Origin of the sequence: uncultured Anaerococcus sp. (assembly GCF_963510575.1) — a bacterium.
In the GTDB taxonomy this organism is placed as follows: Bacteria; Bacillota; Clostridia; order Tissierellales; family Peptoniphilaceae; genus Anaerococcus.
On sequence record NZ_CAUPFR010000037.1, the window covers coordinates 1 to 13,446 of the forward strand.

17 protein-coding genes and 1 tRNA gene are annotated in these 13,446 nt (G+C 35.9%); 7 read left to right on the forward strand and 11 right to left on the reverse strand.

Annotated elements, in window-relative coordinates; genetic code table 11:
• The 8 genes from RQ907_RS04135 to cls form a co-directional block, all read right to left on the reverse strand.
• A partial coding sequence (locus RQ907_RS04135) for a hypothetical protein (protein ID WP_311492130.1) occupies positions 1-559 on the reverse strand: 559 nt, incomplete at its 3' end.
• Between the two features lie 226 nt (positions 560-785).
• Positions 786-1,556 (reverse strand): uridine phosphorylase, encoded by a 771-nt coding sequence (udp, locus tag RQ907_RS04140; RefSeq protein WP_311492131.1) that lies wholly within the window; start codon positions 1,554-1,556, stop codon positions 786-788.
• Positions 1,553-2,239: an HAD-IIB family hydrolase gene (locus tag RQ907_RS04145; RefSeq protein WP_311492132.1), complete on the reverse strand. Its 687-nt coding sequence runs from the start codon at positions 2,237-2,239 to the stop codon at positions 1,553-1,555. The genes udp and RQ907_RS04145 overlap by 4 nt, the downstream gene beginning before the upstream one ends.
• Positions 2,236-2,679, reverse strand: a complete 444-nt coding sequence (locus RQ907_RS04150; protein WP_311492133.1) for a cytidine/deoxycytidylate deaminase family protein — start codon at positions 2,677-2,679, stop codon at positions 2,236-2,238. Before RQ907_RS04150 ends, RQ907_RS04145 begins: the two co-directional genes overlap by 4 nt.
• A 12-nt stretch (positions 2,680-2,691) precedes the next feature.
• Complete coding sequence (locus tag RQ907_RS04155; protein WP_311492134.1) at positions 2,692-3,924, reverse strand: hypothetical protein; 1,233 nt, start codon at positions 3,922-3,924, stop codon at positions 2,692-2,694.
• Positions 3,921-4,784 (reverse strand): ATP-binding cassette domain-containing protein, encoded by an 864-nt coding sequence (locus RQ907_RS04160; protein ID WP_311492135.1) that lies wholly within the window; start codon positions 4,782-4,784, stop codon positions 3,921-3,923. The genes RQ907_RS04155 and RQ907_RS04160 overlap by 4 nt, the downstream gene beginning before the upstream one ends.
• The gene (locus RQ907_RS04165; RefSeq protein WP_311492136.1) at positions 4,774-5,148 is read right to left on the reverse strand and encodes a GntR family transcriptional regulator; all 375 of its coding nucleotides are present in this window, start codon (positions 5,146-5,148) and stop codon (positions 4,774-4,776) included. The genes RQ907_RS04160 and RQ907_RS04165 overlap by 11 nt, the downstream gene beginning before the upstream one ends.
• Before the next feature lie 385 nt (positions 5,149-5,533).
• Positions 5,534-7,132 (reverse strand): cardiolipin synthase, encoded by a 1,599-nt coding sequence (gene cls, locus RQ907_RS04170; protein WP_311492137.1) that lies wholly within the window; start codon positions 7,130-7,132, stop codon positions 5,534-5,536.
• Positions 7,133-7,218: 86 nt separating this feature from the next.
• Between cls and RQ907_RS04175 the strand changes: the two genes are divergently transcribed.
• From RQ907_RS04175 to RQ907_RS04205, 7 genes are all read left to right on the forward strand, one after another.
• Positions 7,219-7,977, forward strand: a complete 759-nt coding sequence (locus tag RQ907_RS04175) for a bifunctional hydroxymethylpyrimidine kinase/phosphomethylpyrimidine kinase (protein ID WP_311492138.1) — start codon at positions 7,219-7,221, stop codon at positions 7,975-7,977.
• Positions 7,978-7,986: 9 nt separating this feature from the next.
• The gene (locus RQ907_RS04180) at positions 7,987-9,327 is read left to right on the forward strand and encodes an MATE family efflux transporter (RefSeq protein ID WP_311492146.1); all 1,341 of its coding nucleotides are present in this window, start codon (positions 7,987-7,989) and stop codon (positions 9,325-9,327) included.
• Between the two features lie 9 nt (positions 9,328-9,336).
• Positions 9,337-9,615, forward strand: a complete 279-nt coding sequence (locus tag RQ907_RS04185) for a hypothetical protein (protein ID WP_311492139.1) — start codon at positions 9,337-9,339, stop codon at positions 9,613-9,615.
• 68 nt (positions 9,616-9,683) lie between these two features.
• Positions 9,684-9,759, forward strand: a tRNA-Ala gene (locus tag RQ907_RS04190).
• A gap of 269 nt (positions 9,760-10,028) precedes the next feature.
• On the forward strand, positions 10,029-10,301 hold the full coding sequence (locus RQ907_RS04195; RefSeq protein ID WP_311492140.1) for a type II toxin-antitoxin system prevent-host-death family antitoxin: 273 nt from the start codon (positions 10,029-10,031) through the stop codon (positions 10,299-10,301).
• Positions 10,282-10,596 (forward strand): type II toxin-antitoxin system RelE/ParE family toxin, encoded by a 315-nt coding sequence (locus tag RQ907_RS04200; protein ID WP_311492141.1) that lies wholly within the window; start codon positions 10,282-10,284, stop codon positions 10,594-10,596. The genes RQ907_RS04195 and RQ907_RS04200 overlap by 20 nt, the downstream gene beginning before the upstream one ends.
• Positions 10,597-10,658: 62 nt before the next feature.
• The gene (locus tag RQ907_RS04205; protein ID WP_311492142.1) at positions 10,659-11,165 is read left to right on the forward strand and encodes a GNAT family N-acetyltransferase; all 507 of its coding nucleotides are present in this window, start codon (positions 10,659-10,661) and stop codon (positions 11,163-11,165) included.
• A gap of 76 nt (positions 11,166-11,241) precedes the next feature.
• Here the strand turns inward: RQ907_RS04205 and RQ907_RS04210 are convergent, their stop codons facing one another.
• The 3 genes from RQ907_RS04210 to RQ907_RS04220 all read right to left on the reverse strand — a co-directional run.
• Entirely contained in the window at positions 11,242-12,387 is a 1,146-nt protein-coding gene (locus tag RQ907_RS04210) for a mannitol-1-phosphate 5-dehydrogenase (protein ID WP_311492143.1), read from the reverse strand.
• 1 nt (position 12,388) lies between these two features.
• Positions 12,389-12,811 carry a PTS sugar transporter subunit IIA gene (locus tag RQ907_RS04215; protein WP_311492144.1) on the reverse strand — a complete coding sequence of 141 codons (423 nt, stop codon included), beginning with the start codon at positions 12,809-12,811 and terminating at the stop codon, positions 12,389-12,391.
• 1 nt (position 12,812) lies between these two features.
• The coding region (locus RQ907_RS04220) for a PTS sugar transporter subunit IIA (protein WP_311492145.1) at positions 12,813-13,446 on the reverse strand (634 nt) is incomplete at its 5' end.

Sequence of the window (13,446 nt, forward strand, 5' to 3'; positions counted from 1 at the left end):
TATCGTCTGGAGTTGTTTCGCCTGGCTTTTTATCGTCTGGAGTTGTTTCTCCTGGTTGGCCATTATTTTCTGAACCTTCTCCTTCAGTTGGTGGAGTTGGTTTATATTCTTTTATTTCTGGTTTTCCTTCTTTATGTTCTTCTACTCCAAATTCCATATTTGTTTTAGTTGCTGTTACATATCTATTTCCTGCATCATTTTCCTTGCCAGTCATATCCTTTATCCATTTTGTAGAATCATTTGGGTCTATTTTGGCAACTATATAACCAATTTGATCGCCTTCATCATATTCTAGATCGGCTTCTATATAACGGTTATCTCCACTACCTTGTAACGGATAAGAAGTTCCTCCAATTTTTTTAGTTTCATTCCATACATGGATAAATTCGAATGATGAATCACCTTTGTAGGTTATCCTTATTTTTTTCTTGGCAGCTTGATTTGTTTCTTGACCTTGTTCTGTCGCATAAACATTTGCAAGTGGTGTTACTGTTGCTCCTCCTAGTAAAAGTAGGGCTAGGCTTAGGCTACATGCCTTAAATATCTTTCCGCTTTTCATTAGTGTCCTCCTTACGGAAACGATTCCGTAATATTTGCTATCATTATATGATATAGTTTATCATTTGTCAATCATTTTTAGCAGATATTTTGATTTTTAGGAAAACTTTTATTTTACATTTGATTTGCATTTTCTGTCTTTTTCCAAATATTAGGTAAATATTTACCTGATTTCCAACCAAAAAGATGCCTGCCATTTCCTGCAAGCATCCTTAAAATTTTCGTATTTAAAATATCTTATCCTCTATCAAGTTTTTAAGGGCCTCTACTCCTAGCCTGATAGCAAGGTCTGTATCGTGGACGACTGGATTATCTAGATTTGCCTTTTCCCTTTCTTGGTTGGCTACCACTAGGAAACAGGCCCCGACCCTAACTTTCAAAAAACTTGCCACAGTGAATAGGGCTGCTGATTCCATTTCGCTGGCGAGGGTTCCTAACCTTTTCCAGGCCTCCCACTTGTTTGTTAATTCGTAGGATACTGGCATTGATTCTGGTTCATGTTGGCCATAAAAGGAGTCCTTGCATTGGACAACACCCACATGGGATTTTAAACCCAGGTCCTCACTCGCCTTCTTTAGGGCAGATGTCACCCCAAAATCTGCCACAGCCGGAAATTCGATTGGAGCATACTCCTTGCTGGTGCCCTCTGCCCTGATGGCAGCCTGAGCTATTACTATATCTCCGCTTTTTACATCTGTGTCGATACCCCCACAAGTGCCGACTCTAACAAAGGTGTGGGCTCCGAGTTTAGCAAGTTCTGTCAAGGCAATAGCAGCCGATGGCCCGCCTATACCTGTGGATGTGACTGAAACTTTTTCTCTATTCAAAAATCCAGTATAGGTCACAAATTCACGCCTGTCGCCAACTTTTTTTGGATTTTCAAAATAGGCTGCGATTTTTTCGCACCTTTTAGGATCACCTGGCAAGATTACGTATTTACCAATGTCTTCCGCCTTTAAACCTATGTGGTACTGTCTGCCGTCTTCTGAATATTTCATATACCCTCCATGAGATTTTCTATTAAGTCTGCCACAGATTTTACGCTAAAATTACAGACCTCTCTTACATCCTCATTTGTGACATAGTCGAGAGTATAGGAAAAAGGTGTATTTTTTAGAAAATCAATATCATTGTAGTCGTCACCTATGGCAATAATTTCTCCGTTAAAAGAATAGTATTCTTTGATAAAATCTATTCCCCTTTGCTTATTTATACCCTTTTTCACCACATCTATAACGCCAATCGAATAATGAAAATCAAAGTCTTCTGGGAAATGATTAACAATTTCATCATCAGAATAAATCGCAAGAGCCATTATAGATTCATCTACATTTTCCAAAGTTTTCTCCATTTTACTTTCCGTAAAAATCGCCATTTGATTTGGGATTTCCTTGCCATAAAAATCCATAAATTCTCTGGCTTTTGCTTTTGAAATAGTGGCCTTAAAAACTTCTTCTAATTCATCCTTATCACTAACAAAAATATGGGCCCCGTTGTTGCAAATCAAGGAATCCGGCTTAATTTTTCCTTCTATTAAGGGAAATAGACTTGCAAAAGACCTGCCAGTCACAATAGCAAAAAGATTCCCAGATGCCTGGAAATCTCTAATTGCTCTCATATCTTTGGCTGAAATTTTCTCGTCTATAAAAATTGTCCCGTCAAAATCTGCCGCCAAAATCATTTTTCATTCTCTTCAATTTTGATATATTCAATTCCATTTTTCTTAAGAAGTTCAGTCGCATAGTCGTCCACACGATAGGCATTTCTATAGTAAATTTTCTTAATACCTGCTTGAATTAGGCTCTTTGTGCAATTTAGGCAAGGAAAATGGGTTACATAGCAAATACAGTTATTTACTGCAATCCCTTCCTTGGCGCAGTACAAGAGGGCGTTCATCTCAGCGTGAATAGTCGCTATGCAATGGCCGTCCCTCATGGTGTGGCCAATCTCATCGCAGTGGGCATTTCCCTTAATTGACCCGTTATAGCCTGTAGAAACTATCCTATTTTCACTATTTACAAGGACACAACCAACGTAGGCCCTGTCGCAAGTTCCACGCATAGCAACAGTTTCTGCCAGCCTCATAAAATATTCATTCCAAGTTAATCTATCTTTTGCCATAGCTTTCTCCTCTTAAAATTTAAGTCTTATCTTAAATAGGATATCAAATAATTTATAAGATATCAAGAGTGAAAGGGCGTAGGCAATGATTCTTAGGATAATATTTCCTTCGCCAGAGCTTACTAAGCCTGCAATTATCACAAAGAGGATGGAAGTAAGGGATAAGATTCCAGCCCACTTGCAAATCTCTGCTAAGACACTATTTTTAACCATGTAACCTGATCTTTCTGCAGAAGACCTGCCTATTAGGAAGTAAGTTCCTATAGCGATTATGAGGGCAACAACCAAACCTGCCCAAAGTGTTGATATCTTTTCAAAATCTGCATTTAAGAGTGATAGAAAGACTCTACTTGCTGGAGCTAGGTCATTTTTAAAATTATAATAGGCATCATTGAACGTTCCTGGATAGGTGTCTCCAAATATTCCCAAAAAGGAATATATTAGGAGTTTAAACCATTCTACAAAACCTATGGCAATGATCGAAAGTCCTATATGGCCAAGGAAGTTTCCTGCCAAAAGTCCTAGGGATACGCCAACAAGAGATGCTGATACCATAGAAATCATAGATTTCATGAGGAAAGTCCCTATCTTTGCAAAACTTGCTATTTCAGAAAATACTGATCCCTTAATTGTAATACTTACCATTAGGATATTTATTATAAACAAGGCGAGTCCAAATACTAGGGCCACCCCTATTTTCATCAAAAATTCCCTTTTCTTTGACCAAGGAAGCATCCTGGTAAAGTCATAGTAGTTCAGGGATTCTTCAATAGATGTAAGACCCATCGAGATTATCATGATAAAGACAAGGGCTAGAGCCATGGAGCTAGTTAGTTTTTCTGTCATGTCTAGCTTATAGGAATTAATATTTTCTCTTCCTCTCATATATTCTTCGTAGGTAGTTTGCTTATCCCAAAGGTCGTCTTTGTTGAGTTTTTCCATGTAGTCTTCATCATAAGACCTTTCTTTTCTATATCTTAATTTATATTTTTTAGCAAAAGCTTGGGCTGTTTTTTCTGCCTCCTTTAAATATTTTTCATCAATTTTTTGATCTTTCGGATGACTTTTCTCCTCACCAAGATAATTTTCCATTTGCCTTACATTGTCTGTAATCCTTATTGCGTCCCATTTTAAGTTACTTTTAACCCCAAGAGTGTTAGAAAGGGTGAAGAAAAATCCTAAAAGTAGGAGCCAGATTGCATATCTCTTCCAAGTTAGTTTGAGTAATTTCCTAAAGTCTTTCATATTTCACCTCCAGCTTCCATATAGAAGTAGTCTTCTATTTTTAGATCAAGCATGTCATACTGGACAATTCCATCATCTGATAAATACTCGCTTAAGAGCTTATCATCAGCCTTAATTAGAATAACCTTGACCCTACCAAGAGAAGATACAAGGACAGAATTATCTGCCAAAGCCTGTGGGAGTTTGTCTTTGACAACAACTTGGACCTTCCTTATATTTTTGGTATCCACACTTGTATTTTTGAGCCTGCCGTCCTTAGAAAGATATAAAATCTCCTCGCAAACTCCTGTTAAATGGTCTAGGTCGTGGCTTGAAGCAAGGACGGTTCTCCCCTCTTCCTTGGCATCTAGGATGTAAGAAAGGATAAGTTTTTTATTCAAAACGTCCATACCGTCAAGGACCTCGTCAACTAAGAGAATATCAGCCTTTGATGCAAGGATTGTAATTAATCCTAAAAGGTTTTTTTGTCCCTTGGAGAGGTTTCTAATATTTTGGTTTGGATCAATTTCATTTTTGTTTATTTCAGCAAAGAAATAATCACTGTCAAAATCTTCATAGCTTATCTTGTAAAATTCTGGCAGGTCTTTTACCTTATAAAAGCTAAAATAATCAAACCTGTCCGGCAAAAATCCTATATGCTTGATTAATTTGGGATTTTCGCTTAATTTTTTCTTATCAAGGGTAAATTCTCCTCCATCCGCCAAATAAATCCCACAAAGGATTTTAAGGAGGGTAGTCTTACCTGAACCATTCCTGCCGACTATACCTGTAATTGTGCCCGGTCTTAGAACAAAAGATACGTCTTTTAGGACCTGATTTTTGCCAAAAGCCTTGCTGATATTGTTAACTTCAAATAACATCTATCTCACCTTCTACTTTCTCATACAATTCGATGACTTCTTCCTTAGAAATATTAAGGAAAATGGCTTGGGATAGGTCTTCTTCAAGCTTTTCCAAAAATTCGTCCCTCTTTAGGTCGATTTTTTCCCTATCAAGCTTGATAAGAGTCCCTATGCCCGGTTGGGTTTTAATAATTCCTTGGTTTGACAACTCTTTAAATGCCTTGGAAACGGTTGTTTGGTTAATCAAAAGTTCCTTAGATAATTCTCTTACTGATGGAAACTTATCCCCATTTTGAAGGTAGCCTGCCGCAATGGCAACCTTGGTTTGCTCAACAATCTGCATATAAAGAGGAGTCTCCGAATTTGGATCTAATTTAAACATCTTAACTCCTTTCTGTTTGGTCATACACCATACATCTTATTATCATTATATCAAGGATTGATTTTTTGTCAAATAAAAAGGGGATGTTGCAAATTGTGAATAATTATCGTCCCATCATCATAGGGTTCTCTCTCAAAGTTTCATGTTTAGCCCGCCGGCTCATGGAGGCGAAACTTCACGAGAGGTTCCTATGATGATATCGGGACGATTTATTCATTCTGCAACAGCCCCCTGTAGTAAAAAATATTCTCTTTCTTTTATCCACCTATGGTTAAAACTAAAAGTCAATCGTTAAAAGCTTTATTTTCCCCTTGGAAACTCCCAAGATTTTAGTATTTTATCTGGCTTTTAACCTAGGGTATATTTTTCAAATACTTTGCCTAAATCACATCAAAGGCGCAAAGGGTTTTAAGACTTTACCTGCGATTTTTGTTGATGTTTTCATATTTGCCACGTCCTCATCAGTCACAAGCTTACTTTGCCTAAAAAATTTATCAAAATCATTTTTTATAGTCTCTAGACTCTTTGACTTGTAAACCAAAACCCCACATTCAAAGTTTTGGTAAAGGGCCCTGTAATCGAGGTTTATAGTACCAACTACGCCGATTTTTCCATCGGCAAGCCAAGTTTTAGAGTGGACAAAGCCAGGCAAGTATTCATAAATCTTGACCCCATATTTTACAAGCTCTGCATAGTGGTTTTGAGCTAGGATAAAGGCAACTTTTTTGTCAGGTATATGAGGTATGCCAAGCCTTACGTCAACGCCCTTTTTTGCCGCACTTTGGAGGGCAGAAATTATTTCGTCATCCACAATAAAATAAGGAGTCAAGGCGTAAACATAATCTCTAGCGTTATTTACCATGTCAAGGTAAATATTTTTGCAAAGTCTCTCATCATCCGTAGGGTTATCTGCAAAAGGAATATAATATCCATCTTCATCCTTGCCTGTAACATATTCCAAATATGGACTAAAATCTTCATCAGCCTCGTCTTTTTTGGCTGCATTCCACATGGTCAAAAAAAGTACAGTTAAGCTTTCTACAGCCTCTCCCTCAACCCTTAGACCACAATCCTTCCAGTGGCCAAAACGCTCGTACCTGTTGATATATTCATCAGCTATATTTATACCGCCTGTATAGGCAACCTTGCCGTCAACAACCATGACCTTCCTGTGGTCCCTGTTATTTAGGTAGGTTGAGATAATTGGATACATCTTTGAAAAGACCCTAAATTTTATGCCAAATTCTTCCATTTCGCTTTCAAAATTCGAATGGAGCCTGGTAATAAGGTTAGATCCGTCTATTAAAAGCCTGACCTCCACACCTTGGTTTACTTTTTCGACCAAAAGCTCAAGGATTGTCCCCCACATATATCCGTAATCGAGGATGAAAAATTCCATAAAAATGAAATCCTTGGCATTTTTTATATCCTCTATCATGGCCTCAAACATAGTATCACCTAAATTAAAATACTGAGATTTGGTTGACTTGTAGACAGAAAATCCACCTATGTTTTTTAGGTAAGTGGCGAGATTTATAAACCTCTTATCCCCTGTTTCCATGAGTTCTTTTTGGCTAAGCGACCTTTGGTGGTAGACTCTAGAATCTCTTTCAAGGTCAAGCACCCTCTTGTGTTCACGCCTGTAGCCTATCCTAAAATATGACATCCAAAAAGCGATAATAGCAAAGGTAGGAGCCACAAAGATAAAAAGTGCCCAAGATAATTTCATATAGGGATTCATATCATCTATATTTAAAATTTCCATCAACATGATAATACTTAAGATAGATGAACCCCCGAAGAGCCAGTACTGGTTAATACCCAGGTACCTATAAAGCACAACTAGGCCAAAAATCTGAGTCAAAATCAAAAAAACAAAAAGTCCTGCCCTCGAAAATATCAAAGAACCCAGACCCCTCTTAGTTTTCTTTACATATTTATTTTCTTTAATTTTATTAACTAAATTTGTCTTATAGTCCTTCATACTGCTACTATACTTCTATAAAGGTTTTTATCCTTAAGATTTGACTTATTAATGCAAATACATAAGATATAAAGAAGGAGAATAAAATGAAGAACGTACTAATTTTAAACGACTTCGTATCCAAGGGAAAGATAGCTGCAAGACTCATGGCACCTGTACTTTCCTACATGGACTGTGAAGTTTTTTTACTGCCAACAGCAATGATAGCAAACAATTTTTCCCTAGGTGGAAATGCTTTTTTTAATATAGATCCCTTTATCAAAGAAAGCCTAAAAAACTGGGCTAAGCTTAATATAAAATTTGACCTAATTTTTATAGGCTACATAGAAGATAAAAACCAAAAGGAAATGATAAAAGATTTTATAAAAAATCTCGACTACAAACCTACCATAGTCTTTGACCCAATCATGGGCGATGATGGAGAGCTCTACCAAGGCCTAGATGAGAGTAAAATCGCAAATTACAAAGATTTACTAGAAGTAGCAGACATCATAATTCCAAATGAAACTGAGGCAAAATTCTTAGACCTTGATATAAAAAATTTAACAAGTCAAAGTAAAAAAATAATAATTACATCTCAAAGCACAGGAGGAAAACCTTGTGTAACCTACAATGATGGAAGGGAAAATGTCATCCCTTATGAAAAAATAGACCTAAAAGTAGGAGGAACTGGAGACCTATTTGACGGCCTATTTATAGGCTACTTCCTAAAAAATATAGAAATAAAAAAAGCCATTGAAAAAACAACCCATGATATAGGAAAAATCCTCCTTGCAAACGAAAGAGAATATCCTGGAGCAAACGAAATAAATATCGAAAAATTCCTAAACCTAATCGAGGTCTAAGTCATGAAAATAAATCGAAAAGAATATTTTAAGAAATCGCTAAAAATCGCCTGGCCAGCAGTTTTGGAATTTTTCTTTGTTTCGATAGCAGGTATTATAGATACCTTCATGGTATCAAGTCTGGGCCCTGCTGCCATAGCGGCTATAGGCCTTACTACCCAGCCAAAATTTCTTTCCCTTTCATTATTTTTCGCCTTAAATGCCGCCGTTTCTGCCCTAGTCGCCAGACGCCAAGGCGAAGGAAAAAGGGATAAGGCAAATGTGACCCTAACCACAGCCCTATACATAATGGTATTTTTTGTAATCCTTGTTGATTTATTAATGGTGCCTTTTGCTGGAAAAATCCTAGAAATCGCAGGATCAAACGCAGAAACCCACAAACTCGCCTATGATTATTACATCATAATAATGTTAGGTCTATTTTTCAACGCCCTAGCCATGTTGATAAATGCAGGCCACAGGGGTTGTGGCAACACCAGAATAGCCTTTATTTCAAATCTGGTATCCTCCCTAGTAAATATTTGCCTAAACTATTTACTAATCGAAGGAAGGTTTGGATTTCCAAGGATGGGAGTAAAGGGGGCTGCCCTTGCAACAGTTCTAGGAACTGTTGTCGCAACAATAATGTGCATCATTTCCCTCTTTAGCAAGACATCCTATATGAATTTCCTAACCATGGCAAAAAATAAATTCAAATTCTCCCTAAAAATTGCAGGAGAAATCAAAAACCTAGCCGTAAACCTCTTTGTAGAAAATATCTCAGCAAGAATTGGCTTTATGATAACAGCCATGACAGCAGCAAGGCTCGGTACAGAAGCCTTCGCCGCCCACAACGTCGGTATGAACCTCCTTAGCCTATCCTTCTCCTTTGGCGACGGTATGCAGGTTGCAGCCATAGCCCTAACAGGAAACGCCCTAGGAGCAAATCTCAAGGACGAAGCCCTCAAACTCGGCAAGGCTTGTCAGGAATTAGGCTTCATATTTTCGGTAATAATATCCCTAATCCTCATATTTTTCGGTAGAAATATATTTTCTATCTTTTTTGAAAAAAATAATATACTCGACATGGGTGTTCTAATTTCAAGGTTTCTGACAATTATTGTCCTCCTACAGATATCACAAGTTATCTATGGGGGTTGCTTAAGAGCCGCAGGTGATGTAAAATATACGTTAGGAGTTGCACTTGTATCGGTAACCTTTATCAGGTCCATAGTAACTCTTATCTGTGTTAATGTCCTAAACCTAGGACTTGCTGGTATCTGGGTTGGTATCCTATCTGACCAAGCATCAAGATTTATAAGTCTAAGACACAGATTTAATTTAGGAGAATGGGTACACAAGAAAATATAGGAGGGTACTATGAAAAAATTATTTTCTCTATTAGCTTTAGCTTTAGTGCTAAGCGCATGTGGTAACTCAGCTGACAAGAAAGCAGAAGAACCAAAAGAAACAACAACAACAGAAGCTCCAGCTGAAGAAAAAGCTGAAGAAAAAGTTGAAGATGCAAAAGACGCTAAAGAAGACGCTGACAAAGCTGAAGAAAAAGCTGAAGATGCTAAAGACGAAGCAAAAGATGCAGCTAAAGATGCAGCTGAAGAAAAAGTAGAAGAAAAAGTAGAAGATAAAGGCAACAACTAATTATCTTCAACAAAGCCACTCACTAGGGTGGCTTTTTCTTTTTACATATGATATAATAATCCTATCATGGGGAATTAGCTCAGCTGGGAGAGCGCTTGGCTGGCAGCCAAGAGGTCAGGGGTTCAAGTCCCCTATTCTCCACCAAATAGCAAAAACCGAGGTCTTGGCCTCGGATTTTTTATCTTATAGGTTTATTTATATATTACTATCTCCTAAATTAAGAGGCTAAAGGCCTACAAGGGGAAAATTATCAGAGATGCTTTTTATATTATGTCCAGGCTATGTTTTTCCATTATTATCTATTTTTCAAGTTATAATTCTTAATTTAAACCTTGCTAATTCATCATATGACAAAATCTAAGTTGAATTATGATATAATAACAATATAATATTGATAAAAAGGAGGTAGTTTTATGATAAATATTCGCCCAGTATCAGATTTGAGGAATAAATTTCCAGAAATAGAAGAAACTGTTATAAATTCAAATTCACCAGTTTTCCTAACAAAAAATGGTTATGGAACAATGGTTCTAATGAGTATAGACCAATATTCAGTTCTAACAAATGAGATTGAACTTAGACTAGACGAAGCTGATAAAAGAGCCGCTATATCTAGCGAGCGTTTAAATAAAGATGAAGTTTTTTCTAAGGTCCGAGAAAATATAAATGCAAAAGAAAACTTATAAATTAAGGTTCTTACCGCTTTTCACAGAAGATCTTTTAGAAATTACTACCTATATTTCTTCAAACTTACAAAATCCTAATGCAGCTTATAAACTTGTTGATGAAATAGAAGATGCTATAGATAAAAGACTAGAAAACCCATTTATGTTTGCTCCTTTCAATTCAAAAAAACCTAGAATTAATCCTTACTATAGGATTTATGTTAACAACTATACCATTTTCTATGTGGTCATAGATGACACTATGGAAGTTAGGAGAATTCTTTACTCAAAACGTGATTTTGATAATATATTATAATTTAGAAATTATAATATATTATCCATTTGATTAAGTAAAGCAAAATTAAAGATTAAGTTAATATGAAACCAATAATACTATACACCCCAAAAGAAAATGAATTAGACTTTGCAAAAAATATCCTAAATGATCCAGCAACCATGGCCTACAACAAAGGCTATGATATTTTCCCTGGCTATGATAAGGAAACTGGCTGTATTTCCCATGGCGAAACCTATTGGAAAAAATGGTATGACCTTTATTTTTCAAATCCTGGTCAATATTTTTACGCCTATATCTATGACCAAGATTTAAAGGTCTTTGTAGGAGATGTAAATTTTCATCCTTCAAAGCTTAACCCTGATGCAAGAGATATTGGAATTGTAATCAAAGACGAATTTAGGGGTCAAGGCTACGGAAAAATCGGACTTAGTCTTTTAATCGATAAGGCTTTTTCCTATGATTCTATAAGGGCCCTTCACAATAATTTTGAAAAAGAACGTACTTTCGCTCTTAAAATCCATGAAGATTTGGGTTTTAAAATCGCAAATTATAAGGAAAATATTATAAATCTTATTTTAGAAAAGTGAAATATTTAAAGAAAAAACCAGATTTAAAAGCTAAGAAATGCTTTTAATCTGGTTTTCTTTTCAATTATCAAAAAAACTATTTATTTAGTTTCTCATAGTTTTCTACTATTTTTTCTATGATTTTTTTATCTTTGATTTCTGTTATTTTTTCTATAGTTTTTTCAAGACCTAGATTTTCTATATCTTTTTCTAGTTCCACTGCTTGGTCGTCTTCTTCGTTTCTAAAATTAAGGGCAGCCGCAAGGCCTATTAAAAGATTGTCAATTGAAAGGTCGTATTCAAGTGCTGTATTTATTGGTTTTACAAATCTTTCGTTGATTGATAATTTTCTGATTGGCTCCCTACCTACTCTTTTTACATCGTCGTTTAGGTATGGATTTTTAAATCTTTTGATAATTTTTTCTATATAGGCAAAGTGGTCTTCTTTATTAAAACCGAATTTTGCTATAAGTGCCTCGCCTGATTCTTGCATGATTTTTCTGACTTGGTCTTCTATTTCTGGGTCATTTATAGATTGGTCGATGGTTCCGTAACCCTTTAGGCTTCCTAGGTAAGCTGTTGAGGCGTGGCCTGTATTTAGGGTGAAGAGTTTTCTTTCGATATAGGCTTCAAGGTTCCCTACTAGGTTCATACCTTCAATTTGAGGAACTTCTCCCCTAAAACCTGCTTCTTCCACATTCCATTCATAATAATTTTCTACTGTAACATCAAGTGGATTTTCATTTTTAGATGGTGGAACAATCCTATCTACGGAACAATTTGGAAATCCAACATACTTATCAGCATAGGCTTTTACTTCCTCACTTAGGTTGTCATAAACATAGCCTTTTAAAGACTCGCTTGCCTTTATGGCGTTTTCGCAGGCTATGATATTTAAAAACTTTTCAGAATTTTCCTCAAATCTTTTTGTGATTCCACTTGCAACTTTTCCTGCAATCTTAACTAGGTTTAAAGGTCCAACTGCTGTTGTGATTATAGATGCGTCTGCAATTTCGTCCACAACTTCATCTCTTGTTGAATTTACAGCAGAAATGCCTTCTACTCTTATATCTTCATTTTCTACGTCTTTTACGTGTATTGTATAGGCCTTATCCTTATTTATTAAGTCGATTACATTATCAAAAACGTCAGCAAAGACTAGGTCGTAGCCTGCATTTTTTAACAAATATCCAATAAAACCCCTACCTATATTTCCTGCACCAAATTGTATAGCTTTTTCCATCTTATTCTCCAAATTCTTCTATAAAGTCTTGTTTGTTTGTTGTGTTTTTAAGTTTTTCAACTAGTTCATCACTGATTTTAATGGCAACACTTGATAAAACTTCGAGGTGTTCATCACCTTTTCCAGCAAGGCCAATTACTAGATAAGCTTTTTCTCCGTCAAAATCAACGCCATTAGGATATTGAAGGAAAACTAGTCCAGATTTATGAATTGTCTTTTTAGCCTCATTTACACCGTGAGGAATGGCTATACCTAGGCCCATGTAAGTTGTTGTAAGCTTTTCTCTTTCAAGCATATAGTCGATATATTTTTCGTCAACACAACCTAATTTCACAAGCTCCTCGCCCGCTCTTTTGATAGCTTCTTCCTTGCTAACGCTGTCTAAATTTAAAAATATATTTTTTTCATCTAATTTAATATTCATCTCATTCTCCTTCTTTTTCAATATTTTCCCTAATTATATTATATATTATTTCCTTAAGTCTAAGATCAATTTGATTCTCATCCAAATTTCTAATGGCCCCTAAAAAATCACAATCATCTATGATTTTACTACTAATTTCTGAGAAAAATTTTATTAGGTCCTCTTTTTCATCAAGGCTTGATATCATCACAATTATGATATCATCTGTATCTTTAATCTTGCCAAAACCAAGTTTTGCCTTATTTACATGACACTTTGCGTGGAGTAAATGGAGCTTAAATTCCTCGTAATAAGTAGGATTTAAGTCATTTCTCTTAATTATAGACTTATAAATCTCCTCTTCTTCTAGAAAATCATCAGAAACTACCTTTGCAGATTTTTTATAAGGGTCATCTTTCCTTTCTAAGTAAAAATACTTAGTGTTTTCGTAGACCCTATTAAGACTTGTCGAAATCTCAAAAATTTCTCTAGCCTTAGCTAGACTAAAACTCCCTATTTCTTTTCTATTATTTTCCTTAATTTGTTTTTTAACCCTACCAGCTTGGTAATATTTTTTTCTTGAAATTTCCCTTAATTTGTTGGTTAGTTTCAAAAAGTCACCCTCATCTGCCAAGGCTGGCATCTCCATATAGGCA